General features: G+C 37.0%; 18 protein-coding genes. 12 read left to right on the plus strand and 6 right to left on the minus strand.

Annotation, left to right across the window (positions count from 1 at the left end; genetic code table 11):
- Positions 1 to 4 precede the first annotated feature (4 nt).
- Both DYR29_RS22210 and DYR29_RS22215 read left to right on the plus strand, forming a co-directional pair.
- On the plus strand, positions 5 to 568 hold the full coding sequence (locus DYR29_RS22210) for a YeeE/YedE family protein (RefSeq protein ID WP_213278574.1): 564 nt from the start codon (positions 5 to 7) through the stop codon (positions 566 to 568).
- A 24-nt stretch (positions 569 to 592) separates the two neighbouring features.
- Positions 593 to 1,081, plus strand: a complete 489-nt coding sequence (locus DYR29_RS22215; protein ID WP_213278575.1) for a DUF6691 family protein — start codon at positions 593 to 595, stop codon at positions 1,079 to 1,081.
- 52 nt (positions 1,082 to 1,133) lie between these two features.
- On the opposite strand, the gene DYR29_RS22220 is transcribed toward DYR29_RS22215, so the two are convergent.
- The 4 genes from DYR29_RS22220 to DYR29_RS22235 all read right to left on the minus strand — a co-directional run bounded on the left by DYR29_RS22220 (position 1,134) and on the right by DYR29_RS22235 (position 4,883).
- The gene (locus DYR29_RS22220; protein WP_213278576.1) at positions 1,134 to 2,534 is read right to left on the minus strand and encodes a TolC family protein; all 1,401 of its coding nucleotides are present in this window, start codon (positions 2,532 to 2,534) and stop codon (positions 1,134 to 1,136) included.
- Between the two features lies 1 nt (position 2,535).
- On the minus strand, positions 2,536 to 3,693 hold the full coding sequence (locus tag DYR29_RS22225; protein WP_213278577.1) for an HlyD family secretion protein: 1,158 nt from the start codon (positions 3,691 to 3,693) through the stop codon (positions 2,536 to 2,538).
- A 5-nt stretch (positions 3,694 to 3,698) separates the two neighbouring features.
- A complete protein-coding gene (locus DYR29_RS22230; RefSeq protein WP_213278578.1) occupies positions 3,699 to 4,055 on the minus strand; it encodes a DUF3302 domain-containing protein in 357 nt (118 codons plus the stop codon).
- A gap of 222 nt (positions 4,056 to 4,277) precedes the next feature.
- Complete coding sequence (locus DYR29_RS22235; RefSeq protein WP_213278579.1) at positions 4,278 to 4,883, minus strand: Crp/Fnr family transcriptional regulator; 606 nt, start codon at positions 4,881 to 4,883, stop codon at positions 4,278 to 4,280.
- Between the two features lie 109 nt (positions 4,884 to 4,992).
- Between DYR29_RS22235 and DYR29_RS22240 the strand changes: the two genes are divergently transcribed.
- From DYR29_RS22240 to DYR29_RS22265, 6 genes are all read left to right on the plus strand, one after another.
- On the plus strand, positions 4,993 to 5,991 hold the full coding sequence (locus DYR29_RS22240; protein WP_213278580.1) for an isoaspartyl peptidase/L-asparaginase family protein: 999 nt from the start codon (positions 4,993 to 4,995) through the stop codon (positions 5,989 to 5,991).
- 78 nt (positions 5,992 to 6,069) lie between these two features.
- Positions 6,070 to 6,624 (plus strand): hypothetical protein, encoded by a 555-nt coding sequence (locus DYR29_RS22245; RefSeq protein WP_213278581.1) that lies wholly within the window; start codon positions 6,070 to 6,072, stop codon positions 6,622 to 6,624.
- A gap of 19 nt (positions 6,625 to 6,643) precedes the next feature.
- Positions 6,644 to 7,306: a copper homeostasis protein CutC gene (locus DYR29_RS22250; protein WP_213278582.1), complete on the plus strand. Its 663-nt coding sequence runs from the start codon at positions 6,644 to 6,646 to the stop codon at positions 7,304 to 7,306.
- Positions 7,307 to 7,430: 124 nt separating this feature from the next.
- A complete protein-coding gene (locus DYR29_RS22255) occupies positions 7,431 to 9,896 on the plus strand; it encodes a beta-mannosidase (protein WP_213278583.1) in 2,466 nt (821 codons plus the stop codon).
- 104 nt (positions 9,897 to 10,000) lie between these two features.
- Positions 10,001 to 10,246, plus strand: a complete 246-nt coding sequence (locus DYR29_RS22260) for a type II toxin-antitoxin system ParD family antitoxin (RefSeq protein ID WP_213278584.1) — start codon at positions 10,001 to 10,003, stop codon at positions 10,244 to 10,246.
- Positions 10,246 to 10,545, plus strand: a complete 300-nt coding sequence (locus DYR29_RS22265; RefSeq protein ID WP_213278585.1) for a type II toxin-antitoxin system RelE/ParE family toxin — start codon at positions 10,246 to 10,248, stop codon at positions 10,543 to 10,545. Before DYR29_RS22260 ends, DYR29_RS22265 begins: the two co-directional genes overlap by 1 nt.
- 92 nt (positions 10,546 to 10,637) lie before the next feature.
- On the opposite strand, the gene DYR29_RS22270 is transcribed toward DYR29_RS22265, so the two are convergent.
- A complete protein-coding gene (locus DYR29_RS22270) occupies positions 10,638 to 11,747 on the minus strand; it encodes an alkene reductase (RefSeq protein WP_213278586.1) in 1,110 nt (369 codons plus the stop codon).
- Between the two features lie 383 nt (positions 11,748 to 12,130).
- On the opposite strand from DYR29_RS22270, the gene DYR29_RS22275 reads away from it, so the two are divergent.
- The 4 genes from DYR29_RS22275 (at position 12,131) to DYR29_RS22290 (ending at position 19,420) form a co-directional block, all read left to right on the plus strand.
- Complete coding sequence (locus DYR29_RS22275) at positions 12,131 to 13,039, plus strand: AEC family transporter (protein ID WP_213278587.1); 909 nt, start codon at positions 12,131 to 12,133, stop codon at positions 13,037 to 13,039.
- Between the two features lie 290 nt (positions 13,040 to 13,329).
- Positions 13,330 to 15,777: a replication restart helicase PriA gene (gene priA, locus DYR29_RS22280; RefSeq protein WP_213278588.1), complete on the plus strand. Its 2,448-nt coding sequence runs from the start codon at positions 13,330 to 13,332 to the stop codon at positions 15,775 to 15,777.
- A gap of 161 nt (positions 15,778 to 15,938) precedes the next feature.
- A complete protein-coding gene (gene dacB / locus DYR29_RS22285) occupies positions 15,939 to 17,408 on the plus strand; it encodes a D-alanyl-D-alanine carboxypeptidase/D-alanyl-D-alanine endopeptidase (protein WP_047423591.1) in 1,470 nt (489 codons plus the stop codon).
- Between the two features lie 83 nt (positions 17,409 to 17,491).
- Positions 17,492 to 19,420, plus strand: a complete 1,929-nt coding sequence (locus DYR29_RS22290; protein WP_213278589.1) for a M1 family aminopeptidase — start codon at positions 17,492 to 17,494, stop codon at positions 19,418 to 19,420.
- 67 nt (positions 19,421 to 19,487) lie between these two features.
- Here DYR29_RS22290 and DYR29_RS22295 read toward each other — a convergent pair whose 3' ends face one another.
- Positions 19,488 to 20,366, minus strand: a complete 879-nt coding sequence (locus DYR29_RS22295; RefSeq protein ID WP_213278590.1) for a cupin-like domain-containing protein — start codon at positions 20,364 to 20,366, stop codon at positions 19,488 to 19,490.
- Between the last annotated feature and the right edge of the window lie 58 nt (positions 20,367 to 20,424).

Below are 20,424 nucleotides of genomic sequence, written 5' to 3' on the forward strand. Positions count from 1 at the left end.
AGAAATGTTGGAGATTATAAAAGAACCGTGGCCATGGTATATTGCAGGTCCATTGATTGGCCTTACCGTTCCCGCCTTATTGTTGATGGGAAATAAATCCTTTGGAATCAGTTCCTCGCTTAGGCATATCTGCGCAGCCTGTATACCCGCCAATGTGAATTTTTTCAAATACGACTGGAAAAAAGAATCCTGGAATTTATTCTTTGTAGCTGGAATTTTCTTCGGAGGAATGATTGCTGCCCATTTTTTGGTTAATCCAAATGAAATAACAGTAAATCCCGATCTGAAAACGGAACTGGCAGGCTATGGAATTACAGATTACAGCAATCTGGTCCCGGGACAGCTCATGAACTTTGAAAGTTTGTTAACCTTGAGAGGATTTATCACAATGGTTGTCGGTGGTTTTTTAGTAGGTTTCGGAACAAGATACGCAGGAGGATGTACCAGCGGACATGCTATCATGGGACTTTCCAATTTGCAGTGGCCTTCTTTAGTGGCAACAATCTGCTTTATGATAGGTGGCTTTTTAATGGCCAATCTTATTCTGCCTGTGATCCTTTCCCTGTAGGTATAATTAAAAAAAGAATTTAAAATGATAAAAGAAAAAGAACAGGATATACGTCATCAGGATGCTGTTTGTGTAAACGAAAGTACACTTACTTACCGATGGTATCACAACCTGAAGTACCTTGCTGCAGGAATTATTTTTGGGATTATATTTGTGAAAGCAGAAGTGATCAGCTGGTTCAGAATACAGGAAATGTTCCGTCTGCAGTCTTTCCATATGTACGGAATCATTGGGAGTGCCGTGTTGGTGGGAATGATTTCTGTGTGGCTCATCAAAAAATTCAATATCAAGACAATATATGGTAAACCTATTACCCTGACACCTAAAAAGTTCAATAAAGGTCAGATTTATGGAGGATTGATATTCGGTTTTGGCTGGGCCATTACCGGAGCCTGCCCGGGGCCTCTTTTTGCTCAGATCGGAACAGGAGCTTTGGCAGTATCTGTTACCCTGTTGAGTGCAATTGCCGGAACATGGGTATATGGATATTTCAGAGATCAATTACCCCATTAATACCTTAAAAAAGACTGTAGAAAATAACCTGCAGTCTTTTTTATGTATAAAATTATGAGTAAATGAAGTTCTCCGCTCCTAAAGCCATATAAAGATTAATACGCTCTATTCTGTACTGAAGTTCCAGACTGATGAGGTTCATTTCATTTTTAAGGAGATCTCTTTGCTTACGGATCAGTATAAAGCTGTTGTTGGTACCTACTTTTATTTGTTTTTCGGTGAGGGTAATATTTTTTTTCATTTCATTGACAGCATTGGTAGTATAGGTCATCTGCTTTTCAATGGAACGAAGATTGGCTAAAGAAGATTCCACTTCGTTCAAAGCATTCAGGACAGCTTTTGAATATTCTTCAACAACCTGTTTCTGCTGGGAATTTTTAATCTCTACATTCTTTTTTAACTTTCCGCTATTGAATAAAGGAGAAACTAATCCTCCGCCCACTTTTAATAACGGATTGGAAAATAAAGAATTGATAGATTCCACATTACTTCCGGCAGAGCCAAGAGAGGTGCTTATACTCAATGAAGGAAGTCTTGCTGCTTTTGCCTGCTGTACTTCGTAAAAAGCCTTTTCAATCTGAAAATGATTAGCCTGTATGTCTGATCTGTTCTCTAAAAGCTCAAGCGGAAAAGATTCAGGAATACCGGTGGTTACAGCATTAAAAAAATTCTGAGTGGCCAGTTTTCCTTCCGGATATTTTCCGGTGAGCAGTTCCAGAGATCTTCTGGATTGTGTATTCGCGTTTTTTACTTTTTCCAGATAACCTTGCAGAGAAATAATCTCTGCTGTTATATTGGAAATATCTAAGGCATTTGCCGTTCCAACTTTCTTTTGAATGATGTACAGCTTTTCCAGGTCTTTAGACTTCTGAATATAACTTTCAATTTTATCTTCCTGAATATTTCCCGCAATATTCAGGAAATAAGCCTTAGCAATCATCCCTGCAATAGATTGGTGAAGCAAGGTATTCTGATGTTTTGCAGAAAAATAATTGCTGGTGCTTGCCATCTGTGAAGATTTATTTTTCCCCCAAAGGTCAATCTCCCAATTGGCTTTTAATGCCAGACGCCGGATCTGAGTATCACTCACTAAATTATTGGAAGTATTGGCTACTGCACTTACACTCGGATAAAGATCACTTCCTGCAATTTCCATGGCCAGCTCAACCTGATTCAGTTTTTCCTTCGCAATAATAAGATCAGCATTATAAAGCATTCCTTCATTGATCAACGCTTCCAGCTGAGGAGTTTTAAGATCATTGATCCAGTCATAGGAAACCGATCTTGAGTTTGCTTTTCTGTCGAAAATCCATTCATCCGGAATTTCTATATGAGAAGCAATCTCACTCTTTTCTTTAAGTTCGTTTATATTTTCCTTAGTGGGCTCTTTATAACCGATGCATGAACTTAAACTTACGGAAAGTACACTCAATAAAATTAATTTTTTGTACATGTTAATGAAGTTTAGGAATCAGATAATTGACTTTACTGCTTACACGTACCATTACTTTTCGGATCAAATGAAGCGGTTTGATATAGTCAGAATAAATGACAGCTGTTCCTCTTGCCCCAACGGTGAGCTGTTTCTGATTGTCTTCCAATACAAACTTGGCAATAAGTTTTCCATCAGTTTCTGGCAATTGTCTTGCCGTATCAGGAAGTCCGGCCGTAGACCCGTTTCCTCCAAGCATTCCTCCGGCATTATTCATAATTCCCTGGCTGGTAGCATCAATTACATATTCAAGTCTGGCTTTCACAACTTTTCCCGGTTCTGTTTTAAGAGCTAATTCAACTTCATTACCTTTTTTTACGGTTTCCAGTTCATTCTGTGCAAAGAATCCAATCACAGACTGCTGCTTCTGAATCAGCACGAAAGCAGATTTAAAAGGTGCCATGATCGCTCCTTCATTCAGCTGAACATTGGGAATCACTCCATCAGTAGGAGCAAGAACAACGGTTTGAGAGAGGTTCCATTTTGCCTGATCCAGCTTTGCCTGAATTTCAGACACTGATGAATTTTCTCCATCATAAGAAGCACTGGATTTGGTTTCCAAAGATTGTTGCTGTGACTGCGCAGCACTGATTCTTGACTGCAAATCCTGTACATTGGTAATTGCCTGTTCGAGATCAAATTTATTAGCAGCTCCGGCTTCCACCAATTCTTTGTACTGAGCCGCTCTTTTATTAGCCAGATCCAGCTGTGACTGCAACCCTGCAATATTTTTTCTGGAAGCTGAGATGTCCGTATTATAAGAGCTTACAGTAGCTTTCATATTGCTTAGTTTGGCCTCCAAAGATTTTATTTCCTGTACATAAGGCTCTCTGTCCAGTACAAATAAGGTATCTCCTTTCTTTACTTCCTGATTGGTCGTTACATATACCTTTTTCACTTTTCCTAAAACCTGCGTGGTAATATCCACACTTCTGTTTCCTACCTTTACATCAGAAGTAATAGGGCAGTAGTAATTTAAACTTAATATCAAAGCAATAGATCCGAAGATAGGCAGTGAGTATACTACCACCTGTGTGGTAAAGGTCCAGGGGATTAGTTTTAATTTTTTAATAAGGAGCCAGCATATTCCGGCATATATTGCGACTAGTAATTCAAGCATGTTTGTTAATTTTCGAGGGTTTTCAATTCTTCTTCCGTGATTTCTGTGTCTTCTTCAGGGGCATTCTGGTTACCATAATCGTAGTTGGCCCAGATTAAAGCAACCGGCCATAAAAGGCCTCCAAAAACAAGGGAAAGGAGGCACATACTTTTTATGGCGTTCAGTTGAGGATGTTTCTTTTTTTCTGCTACTTTTTCCGGATAAATATGAACTTTCCAGAAGAGATAAATGCCTGCAAGAGGTAAAACAAGTAAAATTAACCATGAAGCAGCATTCGCTATATTGTCTTCTAAATTGCCTGTTGATGCCTGAACAAAATTGCATGATAACAGCAGGCAAAGAAGTAAGAGTATTCTTTGCATAAAATAATTGTATAAGGTAATAATGAAATGTAAACAAGGTGGTAACCGGCTGTCAGTAATTATATGCCTGGTTACTGTGAATCTTAAGGAAGATTAAAGATGATTCAATAATAAGGTGTCTTTTTAGATGATATTTTTCTCATTTTGCTTTTAATTGTTTGGGTAACAGTGTTTTCAGTAAGCAAAAATAGAATGAATAAAGTGAGAAAAAGTATTCCTAAGTTATTTTTTTCTTTCGTTCCTTTTTTTATGGATGCGGGCTGTCATCCTCGAGAGAGAGTTGGGAGTAATGCCCAGAAAATTGGCAATATACTTTCTGTTGGCGTTCTGCGAAGTAAAAGGACGGGTTTCCAGGAACTCTTCGTATCGAGAGTGCGGAGAAGTAGAGCAAAACTGTTCTGTACGTACTTTTAATGTGCTGATAATCTGTTTTAAAGATTTGAGATACACATTGTAAATACCTCTGTGCTGAAAAGCGGCTTCTTCAAATTCACTCTTGTTGAACAGGAAAATCTGGCTTTCCAGTACGGCTTCTATCGTGTATTTTCCTTCGTTTTCATTAGCATAAGATTCCGGACTTTCCATAATGACGGCTTCCTTTTCAGAAGGGAGAAAAAGATTGCTTTCAACCCCGTTTTCATCATCAAAGAAAAACCTTAATAATCCATGGGAAAGAATGAACAGTTGATTAAAAGACTTACCGGGTTCTACCAGTTTTTCTTTTCTTCTAAGGAGTTTTGGGGTACTGATATTGACCAAAATAGTAATTTCCTCATCAGAGAGTTCCTGAAAGAAAGAGATATTTCTGAAAGTTTTAAATGAGTCCATTACAGCAGTAAAGATAAATAAAAATAATACACAGATATTCATTGAGCAGCCATGAGGATTTCATGGAAGTTTTTTTTAGATTTGTGAGCATTATACAATTTGAGATACCATGAACAATAACCGAAGAAGTTTTATTAAAAAACTGGGAATTGCAACAGCAGCACTTGCCTTAAACCCATTAGATTTAATGGCTGCTGAATTACCCGAACCCACTGCTAAAGCTGTCAACAAACCGATTGTCCTTTCTACCTGGAATTTCGGATTAAAAGCTAATGAAGAAGCATGGACAATCCTTGGAAAAGGAGGAAAAGCTTTGGATGCGGTTGAAAAAGGAGTTCGCCTTGTAGAATTAGATCCCAAAGAAAGAAGTGTAGGATATGGAGGCCGTCCGGACAGAGATGGAAGAGTAACGCTGGATGCCTGTATCATGGATGAAAATTATAATATTGGTTCGGTAGCATGTCTGGAGCATGTGAAAAACCCTATTTCTGTTGCCAGAGCAGTAATGGAAAAAACACCTCACGTCATGCTGGTAGGAGATGGTGCATTGCAGTTTGCCCTTTCACAGGGATTTAAAAAAGAAAATCTTCTTACTCCGGAATCCGAAAAAGAATGGAAAGAATGGTTAAAAACCAGCCAGTATAAACCCATTGCCAATATTGAAAACCACGATACCATTGGAATGATCGCATTGGATGCTCAGGGAAACCTTTCAGGCGCATGTACAACCAGCGGAATGGCCTTTAAAATGCACGGCAGAGTAGGAGATTCCCCGATTATCGGAGCAGGTCTGTTTGTAGATAATGAAGTAGGAGCAGCTACAGCAACAGGCCATGGTGAAGAAGTCATAAGAACGGTAGGAACCCATCTTGTGGTGGAACTGATGAGACAAGGCAGAAACCCGCAGGAAGCGTGCAAAGAAGCAGTGGAAAGAATTGTGAAAATCAATCAGAGAAGAAACAAAAATCTGAAAGATATTCAGGTAGGTTTTATCGCGATCAATAAACAGGGAGAATATGGTTCTTACTGTATTCAGGACGGGTTCAATTTTGCCGTGTATGATCAGAAGGGTAACCGCCTTGAAACTCCTGAATTTGCTTTGAAATAATTCAAATTAAAAAAGAATAAGCTTTGCTTGTTCTTAATAAAATATAGCCATGCAAGGGCTTTAGCCAAAACTTAAAATATGAAAAGAACAATTATCGCTTCCTTATTTCTCATTATCGCATGCAAGGAAGGAAAGAAGGAGATTAAAACAGATGTCAAACCGCAGCAGACTGAAGAGAAAGTAGTTTTAAATAATGAATCCAATGAATCAGAAGATGCTGAAAAATGGTTGGAGAAGAGCATTGTAGATTATTTTAAAGCTGATATCGGAAGTGAAGAAAATAATATGCAGAAGATCACAACCAAAGACTATTTCGAGTATAAAACAGATGCAACGAATGTAGATATGGATGTAGAGGGAAGTCTGACTGAAAAAGAATTTCAGGATAAATGGAAATCGAAATTTGATACCAATAAAGCAGGAATTGGAGTGGGTTTCCTGATTACAGCACAGGACTGGGATAAAATTGAAGTCGGGAGCTGTGATTTAAAATCTACCTCAAAGGATGAATATATCTTTAATGTAATGTTGACTGATAATAGTTTTAAAGCCCAATATCCGGCAGTAATAAAAGTAGTAAAACAAAACGGTTCCTTTTTGATTGCAGATGTATTGCAGGACGAACCAAAGTAAAATTAAACAGATACATACAATGTCAAAAATAGAAATAGCGTGTTTTAATCCTGAATCAGCAATGATTGCTTTTGAAAACGGAGCAGACAGAATAGAATTATGTGACGGTCTCAGTGAAGGGGGAACTACTCCGGATTTTGAAACAATGAAAAAGCTTCGTGAAAAAATTAATATCCCGATTTTTGTGATGATCCGCCCAAGAGGAGGTGATTTTACCTATTCGGATTCAGAATTTGAACAGATGAAAAATGAGCTGGTTCATTTGAAATCTTTACAGGCAGACGGTTTTGTATTTGGTATTCTCAACGAAAATGATGAGGTTAATGTTGAACAGAATAAAACTTTAGTTGAACTGGCCGCACCGCTTCCGTGTACTTTCCACCGTGCCTTTGACCGTGCTGCAAACCTGGAAGAGTCATTAGAAAAAGCAATTGAATGTGGCTTTACAACCATTCTTACCTCCGGCCAGAAACCCAATGTATCAGAAGGAAAAGAAAATATTAAAAAACTGATTGAACTTTCCGATGGAAGAATAGAAATACTTGTTGGAGGCGGACTTCGTTCATCCAATATTGAAGAAATAAGAGCTGTTACCAATGCAGAGTACTTCCATTCCTCAGCCATTACGGATGGTGGTGCTTTTGCGAACCCGGCTGAAGTGGTTACGTTGAAGAGTAAGTAATGCATTTATACACTCAGTTTGTCATTCCAGGCGCAGTAGGAATCTAATTCTTATGGTAGAGATTCCTTCGTACCTCGGAATGACAAAATCACTGGTATGGTAACAATACAAAACAAATTTATTGATGAATAGAACGATCCTTTTTGCTTTCCTTTTTATGCAGAACATCCTTTATGCACAGTTTTTCCAAAGAAATTTGTCTTCTGAGAACTGGCAGTTTAAAAATTCAAAAGATCAGAACTGGCTTCCTGCGAAAGTACCGGGAACCGTTCATTTGGATTTAATGGATAACAAGGTCATTCCTGATCCTTTTAAAGATGAAAATGAAAAGAAAGTACAATGGGTAGAAAATGAAGATTGGGATTATCAGACTCAATTTTCGGTTTCCTCTCAGGAATTGAAAAATGATAATATTGATTTAGTCTTTAATGGCTTGGATACATTTTCTGAAATTTATCTTAATGGTAAGCTCTTAAAGAAAACAGATAATATGTTCAGGAAATGGAATATTCCTGTGAAACAATTTCTGAAATCAGGTACTAATACATTGCAGATTAAGTTTCAATCTGCTGTTAATGCCGGAAAAGAACTGGCCAAAAAAGTTCCGTTTACCATGCCGGAATCGCCAAGAAGTTTTGTGAGAAAAGCACAGTATCAGTTCGGATGGGACTGGGGACCAAGATTGGTTACTGCGGGAATCTGGAAAGATGTTACACTAGAATTCTGGAATAATGCCAAAATTATTACCGTTAAAGATATTCAGAACAACTCTGAAAAAGCCTCTGATTTACATTTTGAAGTGGAAATTTATGCTCAAAATGCAGGAGACTACACCTTAGATCTTAATAAAATCCACCAAAAAATAGCTTTAAAAAAAGGGATTAATACAATATCAGTTCCTTATGACACAAAAGGGATGAAGCTTTGGCAGCCTAACGGGCGTGGTGAAGCTAATCTTTATGATTTTAAAATAAAACTTTCAAAAGACCTTAAAAATATTGATGTTAAAGATATCAGGATAGGATTAAGAACTGTAGAATTGGTTCAGGAAAAAGACGAAAAAGGAAAATCATTCTATTTTAAAGTGAATGGAAATCCGTTGTATATCAAAGGAACCAACTGGATTCCGGGAGACAGTTTTTCACCCAGAATGACCAAAGAAAAATATCATAAACTGATCAAAGATACCAAAGACGCCAATATGAATATGATCCGTATCTGGGGTGGTGGCATTTATGAAGATGATGAATTTTACAAAGCCTGCGATGAAAACGGAATTTTGGTATGGCAGGATTTTATGTTTGCAGGAAGTTTTTACCCTGCAGACGAAGCATTTTTAAACAATGTAAAAGAAGAAGTAAAGGATCAGGTCAGCAGACTTCAGAATCATCCATCTATTGCTTTGTGGTGTGGGAATAATGAAATTGATGAAGCTATTGTCAACTGGGGATATCAGAAACAGTTCAACTATTCAAAAAATGATTCACTGCAGGTTTGGAAAGACTATAAAAAGTTATTCCATGATGTGATTCCCAATGCACTGGCAGAAAACCTGAAGTCTGATAAAAATATATATTGGCCGAGTTCTCCGTCTATCGGCTGGGGACATAAAGAAAGCCTTACAGAAGGAGATTCTCACTATTGGGGTGTTTGGTGGGGAGAGCAGCCATTTGAGATTTACAACGAAAAAGTAGGACGTTTTATGTCTGAATATGGTTTTCAGGGAACACCAACTCTTGAAACTACCAAATCCATGTTTTCAGGAATCCCGGATTTAAATTTGCAAAATTCAACTATCAAAGCACATGAAAAGCATGCCCGAGGTTGGGATATTATTAATGAATATCTGAAACGTGATTATAAAATCCCGACCGATTTTGTTCAGTATAATTACGTTTCACAGCTGCTGCAGGCGAGAGGTATGCAGATTGCCATTGAAGCTCACCGCCGTGCAAAACCTTACAATATGGGAACACTGTATTGGCAGCTCAACGACTGCTGGCCGGTAGTTTCATGGTCTTCCATTGATTATCTCGGAAACTGGAAAGCCTTCCATTATCAGGCAAAAAGAAGCTTTGAACCCGTTTTGGTATCAATAGCGGAAACCAATAAAAGCTATGACGTTTATCTGATAAGTGACCTTATGAAAGAACTGAAAGTAGATACGAAGTTTGAACTCATTGATTTTAAAGGGAAAACACTTTGGAAAGCCAATCAGTCAGACGTTGTAAATGCTGATGTAAGCAAGAAAATCAGAAGTATAAATAAATCAGAATTAGCACAGTTTAATCTGTCTGAAGCCGTTTTAAAGATCAGCTTTGAAAAGGATGCAACATTTCAAAAACTATTCTTTTTTAATAAACCGAAAGACCTGAAACTTTCAAAACCAAATATCAAAATCAGAAAAATGTCACCAAGTGAAATTGAAATCTCAACAGATGTCCTTGCAAAAGATATTTATTTGATTGGAGATACTCATTTCAGCGATAATTTCTTTGATCTCCTACCGGGAACTTCAAAAAGAATAACACTCTCAAAACCTTTGGGAAATGTAGAATTGATGAGCCTTTGGGATGTGATGAAAGAGTAATGAAATTTATAAAGATGATATGGTTAACTTTTTATTCTGATAAAATTTGATTAAATTACCAAAAAATGGTAACTTTGATATGTTGAGTTTAAAATCAAAATCATATGGGACGTAATACATCAGTTTCTTTAGGTGATTATTTTGAAGATTTTGTAGATCATAAGATTGCTGAAGGACGGTATAAAAATGCAAGTGAAATGATCAGAGCTGGTTTAAGATTACTTGAAGAAGAAGAAAATAAAATTCAGATTCTTAAAAATGCTATTCAGGAAGGTATTGAAAGTGGAGTTGCTGCTGATTTTAATCCGGAAAAACATTTGGCATCATTAAAAGCTAAGATAAAAAGGTAATGGCTCAATATACTTTTACCAATAAAGCTGTTGAAGATATTACTAAAATTTATGAATATACTTTGGAATTTTGGTCAGAATTTCAAGCAGATAAATATTATGAAGAACTCATTTATTTTTGTCAGATGCTAGCAGAGCATCCTAAGATTGGAAAATCTTATCCTGAGCTTGAATATGATATTTTTGGCTTTTTATCAAATAAGCATATTATATTTTACAGAATTATTGGAATAAAAGAAATAGAGATTGTTAGAATTCTTGGTGCTGAAGTAGATTTGAAAAACAGGATGAAAGATTAAGCTATTGATAATTATAAAAATTATGAACAAGAAGAGCTATCCATTACGATAGCTCTTTTTGATAGTATAGTGAAATTTAAACAATAATTATGTTAGTTTGATTGTTGTTTATTGTATACTTCCCAGTCCAGATACCCTTCCATGGTAAGTCCGTAGTGAAGTTCTCTTTTTGGAGGAGTGAGCTCCCAGTTGTTTTCAAGTCTTTCCACGAGATCAGGGTTGGAAATAAAAGCTTCCCCGAACGCTGCAATATCAATTAACCCTTCATTAATCAATTTTTCAGATTTCTCTCTGTCCATGCCTCCTGCAAGAATAATCACTCCATCATACCAGCTTCTGAAACGTTTCATAAAATCTTCCGGTAAAGCAAAACTCCCTCTCGATTTCTGGTCCATAATATGAACGTAAACAATATTTCTCTTGGAAAGTTCTTTCGCCAAATACTCATAAGTAGCTTCTATCTCATCGTAATAAGGCATTTCGTACAATCCGCCATAAGGAGTTAAACGGATAGCTACCTTATCAGCGCCGATCGCTGCAATCGCAGAATCCACAATCTCCAGTAAAAAACGAGAACGATTTTCTATACTTCCGCCATATTCATCATTACGGGTATTCACAAACGGGTTCAGGAACTGTTCAATAAGATATCCGTTGGCTCCATGAAGTTCAATTCCATCAAAACCAGCTCTTATAGCATTTACCGCCGCTAAAGTAAAATCCTGAACAATCTGTTTTACTTCATCAGTAGCCAATGCACGTGGTTTGGAATTAATGACAAAACCTTCTTTTCCGTTTTCATCATATCCCCATGCATGCGTTTCACCTGCCTGAATATCAGAAGAAGAAACAGGAGCTTGCCCGTCCGGTTGGATCGTTACATGAGAAACACGTCCCACATGCCATAATTGAGTGAAAATTTTGCTTCCTTTCTGATGTACAGCATCAGTCACGAGTTTCCAGCCTTCTACCTGTTCGTCAGTATATAATCCCGGAATATGAAGGACTCCTTTTGAAGTAGGAGAGATTGCAGTACCTTCTGTAATGATCAGTCCTGTACCGGTACGTTGTGCGTAATATTCAGCATTGAAACCTTTCGGAATTCCATCTTCATTTCTGGCTCTGGTCATTGGAGCCATGGCAATTCTGTTTTTAAGGTCTAAGGAACCTATACTTGCTTCTTTGAAAATATTAATATTCATTGTTTAAAATTTTAATTATTAAAAAAATGAGATGATTGGTCTTATTTTATTATTTTACAAATGTGTTTCTAAAAGATATTTTCACTGATTTATTTTCAGTTAGTATTTTATCTCTTATCAACAGTACAAATTTCCGCCAGAATTTATTATTATAAAAATTATTTAAAATATAGTTATTTATTATAAAAATAATATCTTGGAATTTAAAATGAGGTTGATGAGGAGAACAGATTTGTTTGTTGAATTGGTGAAAAAGAAATCCATTAAGACTTTGTAATAATCAGGAATAGTATTCTGTATCGGAATTGTACTCAAAAAAATATAAATTTTACCCTTCCAACTCAAAAATCAGCCGTAAATTTGCATCATATTTCTTTACAGTTATGGTAAATTTTGTTCTCATTGCAGTGTGCATTATTGCAGGAATGATATTTAAAGCAACAAAATCTATCCACCCCGATGCTCACAAGGGTATCAATACCTGGATTCTTTATCTTGCTCTTCCGGCAGTTTCGTTTAAATATCTGCCTAAAGTAAAATGGACAACAGAAATGCTGTTTCCGATAGCAGCCACATTTTTAATTTCTGTGTTCTGCTTCTTCTTTATGATGTTTTATAGCAAGAGCAGGGGATATTCAAGGCGTTCCAGAAGTACCTTAGAACTGGCAAGCGGTTACAGTAATACATCATTCATAGGATTCCCATTGATCAGTGCTTTTTATGGCGAAGGGCTTCTGAGTATTGCCATTATTTGTGATCAAACGATGTTCTTTGCCCTTTCTACTCTTGGAATTATTGCTGCTGTAAAAGGAGGAAGCAGATCAGGAAAAGTAAGTGCAGTATTCATTTTAAAAAGACTCATTACATTTCCTCCATTAATAGGTTGTATTTCCGCCCTGATATTGTCGCGGTTTATTGATTTTACCGTTGCAGAACCGTTTTTTGATAAGCTTGCAGCTACCGTAAGTCCATTAGCTTTGTTTTCAGTTGGACTGCAGCTGAAATTTAACGGATGGAAAAAACTGATTCCGCAGATGTCAATGTCAATGCTTTACAAGCTTATTCTGGCACCGGCAATTGTTTTGGGAATGGCTTTATTACTGGGAATAAAAGGAGATGTGGCTAAAATTACCGTATTTGAAGCGGCGATGCCTACATTGGTTACCTCCAGTATCATCGCAGAACAGTTCAGACTTAATACAAAACTGACCAATCTTATCATCGGAGTCAGTATCATTGTAGGATTTTTTACCTCCGCATTTTGGTATGAGATGACCCAATTACTGTTTTAACCATTTATAGATTCATTCTTAGAGACTTTCTGAATTGTACTGTTCTTTTATCCGCACACTTTGTCATTCCGTAGGAATCCAGCCTGTCATATCATTGTTTTTGATCAATAAATTAATACAGTTTTAGATTTTATAATACTTGATTGTTTAGATTCCTACGGAATAGACAAAAGAGGAAGTAAAAACATACAACAGATTTAGTTTCCAATTCTGTTAAAGATTATGAGAGAGTTTTTGTAAAGTTGCAGTTCTCTGAAGAAAAATCTAATTTTACACTTTAAATATTTCCCTTGCAATACGCTCAAATTGTTTTACCACTTAACCTCAAAGGATCTTTTACCTATAAAGTTCCCGAAGAAATGATGTCCGAAATTCAAGCCGGAATGCGCGTTCTGGTACCATTTGGCGGAAAGAAAATCTATACGGGAATTGTATTTGAGCTTCACGACAACGCGCCGGAAAATTTTACTGCTAAAGAAATTATCAGTATGTTAGATGATAAGCCGATTGTTCCTGAAGAACAGATCCGTTTCTGGAACTGGCTTTCGGAGTATTATCTGTGCAGTCTTGGTGAAATTTACAGGTTTTCATTCCCTTCTTCTTTGAAGCTGGAAAGTGAAACTTATTTAAAATTAAAACCAGGAATTGTAGTTGATTTTGAAAACCTGGATGTCAATGAAATGTACCTGATTCAGGCACTCGAGGTCCGACAGCTGATTAACCTGACGGATATTGAGGCTTTTATCCCTAAAAAGGATATTATCAAGACCATCAATTCATTGATTGATCTTCAGTATATTGAAATTGATGAAAAAATTGCTGAAAAATATAAAGCTAAAGAAGTAGCTTATGTGAGAATTAAGGATGAGGTTTTGGCCAATCAGAATCTTACGGAAATTCTTTTAAAACTAAACAGAGCCCAAAAACAGAAAGACCTGTTCCTTCTTATTTTGGAAAAACAGACAGAAAATCCAGATGCTCATATCAAAAAATCTGAGTTGTTTGAGGACGGTTATTTCGGAAGTTCCCATTTCAAACCATTAGCAGACAAAGGTCTTGTGGAGGAATATTACATGCAGAAAGACAGAATTGAAAGCTATGAAGGAGAAATTGAAGAGCTGGAAGAACTTTCTGAACAGCAGAAAATTGCTAAATCTGAAATTGATCAAGCTTTTGAAGAAGGAAAAAATGTCCTGCTTCATGGGGTAACTTCATCAGGAAAAACACATATTTATTTAGAAAAAATTGAGGAATGTATCAAAGAAGGGAAAAATGTTCTGTTTTTGCTTCCTGAAATTTCCCTTACCAAACAAATTACGCAGAGATTAGAAAAAAAATATGGCAGGCAGCTAGGTTTTTACCACCAGAAACTGACAGATTTTGAAAGGGTAGAAGTCTGGAGAAGAATCAGGCAGAATGATATCCGTATTCTGATCGGAACCCGTAATGCATTGTTTTTACCTTATCAGAACCTGGGACTTATTGTGGTGGATGAAGAGCATGATTCTGCCTACAGACCAAGGGAAGTGACTCCTTATTTCAATGCTAAAGATGCCTCATTGGTTTTGGGCGGATTTTACAATGCGGGAGTAATCCTTGGATCTGCAACACCTTCTGTCGAAAGCTACTACAGAGCCAGAAAAGATAAAATGAGATATGTTTTCCTGAATGAAAGATTCGGGAATGTGAATCTGCCGGAATATGAACTGATCAATTTCAAAGAAGCGCTGGATTCTAAAAAAGTTTCCGGAAATTTCTCTTTGAAACTTGTTGAAGAGATTAAGAAGACGGTGGATGAAAAAAAACAGGCGATTGTCCTGCACAACCGCCGTGGCTATTCTAATGTCATAGAATGTGAGAGCTGTGGCTATGTCAATTACTGCTCCAATTGTGATGTGGTGATGACCTATCACAAGGCAGCCAATGAAATGAAATGCCATTACTGCGGACAAAGAGCTTCAAAACCGAAAACCTGCCCGAAATGCAATTCTGAAAAGCTGAACGAAAGAGGAGTAGGTGTAGAGCAGATTCATGAAGAAGTTTCCAAACTGTTTCCGGAAAATGAGGTGGACAGAATGGATGTGGATTCTATGCGTAAGAAATTTGCCTACGAAAAGCTATATGAAAAGATTGAAGACGGAGAAACAGACATTATCGTAGGAACTCAGATGATTTCCAAAGGACTGGATTTTGATCATATTGAACTCGTTACTATTCCCAAAGCGGATTCCTTATTATATGTACAGGATTTCAGAGCAGAAGAAAGAGCCTATCAGCTGATCACACAGGTTTCAGGAAGAGCCGGAAGGGTTTCCGGAAAAGGAAGAATTCTTATTCAAACCTTTAATCCTGATCATTCTGTATTCCAGCTGATCAAGATGAACAATCCTGCGAAGATCTATAAATATATCCTTACCGAACGCCAGAAATTCCATTATCCGCCCTTTACGAAGCTTATTATGATTGAAATGAAGCACAGAAAAGAAGATAAAGTGGACCGGGCGTCTCAGTTCCTGGGCTCCATTTTAAGAAAATATCTTCCGGAAGATTGTGTTTTAGGTCCTGAAAGAGCTCAGATTGCAAGGCTGAATAATCTATATCAGTTTCAGATTATGCTTAAGCTTCCCCGTGGGAAAAACTATGAGAAATTCAAAAACCTGGTTTTGATAAGTTTGAAAGAATTTGATGAAATCACTGCATATCAAAGCATTAAAAAAGATGTTTTTGTTGATTTTTAACAATTTTTAACAAACTTTACACTCTTTTATAACGGGTCAGTGGTCTGTTATATGACAATAATTTCTACTTTTGGACGTTGATTAAGTGTTTGGCTCTTTAATTGAATGATTTAACCTGTCATTTTTTATAGCGTCAAAACTATAGAACAAAAAGAAGATAGATGGTAAATTTCAGAAAATATATTTCAAGTGCGGCGGTGTTGGCTTCTGGTCTTTTCCTGGCTCAATCTACCGTTTCTACCGTTCTTTATTCTCAGAATTATGACAGTCAGAAAAGCAGTTTAAACCTGCCTTCACCCGTTAGTACGATGGTGGAGAAAACTGTTTTGTCAGCAAAAGAACTTGTAGATATTAATGTGAACACAATGATGGCGGATCCTGTGCTGAAAAATGCAAGCTGGGGATTCGTAGTGTACGATCCGAAAACGAAGAAAGTAATCTCTTCGTACAATGAAAATACTCCTCTGGTACCTGCTTCTACTACAAAGCTGCTTACAACGGAAACGGCATTAAACCTGCTGGGTGAAAACTACCGTTGGATGACTCAGCTGGAGTATTCAGGAACTATAGATGAAAATGGAGTTTTAAATGGAAATCTGTATGTCATAGGAAGCGGTGATCCTTCTTTGGGAACAAACAAAGCGGGTGCATCATCTTACAGAGACATTATTTCAGATTTCGTGGGCGGAGTTTCAAGAGAGGGAATCAAAAAGGTAAATGGTGATATTATCATTCAGACAGCGCTTTTCAAAGGCAATATTTCAGTGCTTCCGGAAAATGTTGTATGGCTGGAAAACAATAATTATTATCTGCCTGCAGGAAGTACCCGTGATATCAACCCGGCTAACGAAAAACTGATTGTCAAAAAAGGGAGTTTCTCAACGGATAAGAAATTTTTCTATGTTTCTCCTTACAATCATCAGATGGTATATGCTGATAAATATGAAGGAAACGGGGCTTTAACAACCAAAATTCCTGATGCTCCGGCCTATCTTGCCAACTCGTTCAGAACAACATTGGTGAAAAGCGGAATCCCTGTTACCGGAAAAGTAAGTCCGAAAATGACAGATTCAGCCCCGGAAGGCAGAAAAATGCTTTCAGCTTATAAATCTCCAACTTTAAGTGACATTATTTATTATACCAATCAGCACAGTGATAATTCATTGGCAGAAGCTTTATTAAGAACAGTTGGTTATCAGAAAATGGGTGACCAGACTTCAGAATCAGGAAGAATTGTGGTGACAAACCACCTGAAGGATGCCGGTTTTGATATGAATGGTCTTAATTATATGGATGGAAGCGGGCTTTCAAGAAGCAATAATGTAACGCCTATTTCTCAGGCGAAATTTCTAACCTCTTTGATGGATCAGAAATATTACAGATCTTATCTGACTTCTTTACCAATCGGAGGACAATCCGGAACGTTAAAAAGAATGTTCATAGGTGGAGGTAACGGACAGGTTTTTGCAAAAACAGGAACTTTGAATAAAGTAAAAACATTAGCAGGTTATCTGAAGACAAATTCCGGGAAGACATTGGTGTTTTCTTTAATGGTAAATAACTATTCAGGGTCGGTAGATATGGTGAAAAAGAGAATGGAGAAAATTCTTGAACCTGCACTGGATCTTTAAAAATTTTTTATTTTATATATTATAACAGCCTTTTAATCATTGATTAAAAGGTTTTTTTTATATTTGGTTAAATTTTTCTAAACATGACAAAATTGTACCTTTTGGTGTTGGGATTTTTATTTTCTCAGCAGTTCTATGGCCAGAAGCATGAACAAAACATTGATATGAAAGGATTGATCGAAAAAGAGAAAAAATCCTTTACGCAAAAAATGAATATCGGGAATACGAATCCCAATACTCTGAATTACGATTTACAGTATCAAAGAATGGATGTTACGCTCAATCCGGCTTCCAATAATATTTCCGGATCGGTAACTTCTCATTTTAAACCTACTCAGAGTATGGGAAGCATTTATTTTGATCTGACAACTTCTTTAACGGTTTCTCAGGTTAAATATCATGGTAACAACCTTGTTTTCCAGCAGCTTCCTTCCAACGAAGTGAAAATTGATTTTCAGACTCCGATAGCTGCGAATACGCTGGATTCTCTGACGATTCATTATTCAGGAATGCCGCCTAGTGCCAATGGTGCCTTTACAACAGCTACGCAGGGCGGAGTCCCGGTACTTTCTACTTTAAATGAACCTTATGGCGCACAGGATTGGTTTCCCACAAAACAAAGTCTGAATGATAAAATTGAAAGATTCGATTTCAAAATTACAACGCCATCTAATTACAGTGTTGCCGCCAATGGAAAACTTATGTCCGAAACTTTCCCTACAGGATCAACCAAGCTTACTTTCTGGAGAACGATGTATCCTACACCGGCTTATCTTATCGCATTGTCTATTACCAACTTTGTCAAGCTTACTGATACCATCGGAAACCCTCCGTTTCCTTTTGTCAACTATATTTATCCGTCTACGAATTCAAATGCTACCAGCATAGCCAATATTAACTGGACAAAGCAGGTGATGGATACTTTTGAAACCTATTTTGGTTCTTATCCTTTCCGTAATGAAAAATACGGCCACATGGAATTTATGTACGGAGGAGGTATGGAGCATCAGACGATGTCTTCCATGGGAGGCTGGAGCAAACAGTTGATTGCCCATGAGCTTACTCATCAGTGGTTTGGTGATAAAGTAACCTGCGGTGCATGGAATGATATCTGGTTGAATGAAGGTTTTGCAACTTTCGGAGAACATGTTGCCAATGAAAAGTTACTGATGACCAATACTGAGTTCCTTAATTATCTGCAAGGTCAATCCAATTATATTACAGCAAGTACAACGGGAACTGTATATGTGCCAGACAGCGGACTTTCCAGCATCAATAGAATATTTGACAGCAGACTGTCTTATTCTAAAGGTGGATATGTACTGAGAATGCTGAAATGGATTTTAGGTGATGCTGCATTTTATCAAGCTCTTAAAGATTATCATGCAAGACCGAATTTAGCCTACAGCTATGCTCGTACCGCAGATTTTAATGCTTCTCTGCTTCAGTCTACCGGAACAGATTTTACAGGATTTTTTAATGACTGGGTGTATGGGGAAGGATATCCTACGTATACTATAAAATGGATGCAGGGTGGTAATCAGGCTTTATTTAAAGTTTCTCAGACCCAAAGCAGTTCTGCAGTGAGTTTTTTCGAAATGCCTTTACCTATAAAAGTAACCGGAACTTCAGGACAAACGGCTTATCTGGTCCTTAACAATACTTCCAATAACCAAAGTTTTTTAGAATCTGTGACATTCCCTATTGCAAGTGTTCAGTTCAATTATGAGTACCAGATTCTGGAGAAAAACTCTACCGTTACTCAGGATAATACTTTAAGTGTTTCCTCTGTTGAGAAAGAAAGCTTTGGACTCTATCCAAATCCTGCAAAAAATGAAATTAACTTGAAAGGTATCAACAGAGCTGCAGATTTTACGATTCATGCAGTAGATGGGAAACTGGTAGTAAAAGGAACTTATCAGCCAGGCAAAGCGATCGGAATTTCAGAATTGGTTCCGGGAACTTATTTCATTACCATTGATGAAAAAAGCATCAAATTCATTAAACATTAAAATTTAAGACTCTAAAATATCAATACATATTTTACTTATCATTACCGATAAAAATAACAGGAAGCTTTCAGATCTGAAAGCTTCTTTGTTTTCTGGCAGCTTTAGCCCCTCTCTTCCGGGCTATTTTTACTTTATATCCAAACCATCTTTCTTTAAACAGTTTTCGCATGAGGTTGTCAAAATGTCTTGTGATGACCAGGTTCTTGAATCCTCTCCATTTCTCAAGAGGACTTGAAGGTAAGGCTCTCACCGAGATGGAATAGCCTTCCGTATCATACTGAATATAGTGCCACCATCCGGAAGGAATATAAAGGGTTTCACCAGGGTGAATCACTGCTTCATAGCCGTTTAAATAGAGTAGTGCAGGATATTTTCTGTAGTCTGGGTTTTTAATTTGGGCAAGACTGTGGAAGTTATATGGCAGCTTATACATAAAATCAGACTGTTCCCAGGGAAAAAGCCAGATTCTTTTGATTCCCTGAAACTGGGTAATGAAAACGTGTGACATATCAATGTCAATATGATTTCTGGTAACAGAACCTTCCCCTCCAAAAAACATAAAAGGAAGCCATTTTAGTATTTTACCATTTGTAACATCATTGTAGATAAGATCGTTTTTAAGTTCAGGTTTTATTTTTAATAAATTAAACAAAAAAAGGCGGTGTTCAGTAGGGGTGGACTGTATAAGATCGAGATATTCTGAAAATGTACTTTGTGCTATAGGATCACTTGCGACTCTGTCAAGAGAATCAAGCTCGCTGCCATAAATATTTACCTTGTGATCTCCTGCAATTTCTTTGAAATATTCATAATTCCATTTTTTGAAGGCAGGGCTTTCCGGATGTATAAAATCTTCAATAATAATTGGAATTCTCGGCTTCATATGGTCCTTAATAAAGGTTTCTGAATGGATGGTCTTTATTTTTTGTACCGGCTTTAATCTCATGCTCTCAAATTTTAAACAAATATAAATATTATCCCACTAAATTTATAGACTAATAATG

The organism is Chryseobacterium indologenes, from assembly GCF_018362995.1.
Taxonomy (GTDB): Bacteria; Bacteroidota; Bacteroidia; order Flavobacteriales; family Weeksellaceae; genus Chryseobacterium; species Chryseobacterium indologenes_G.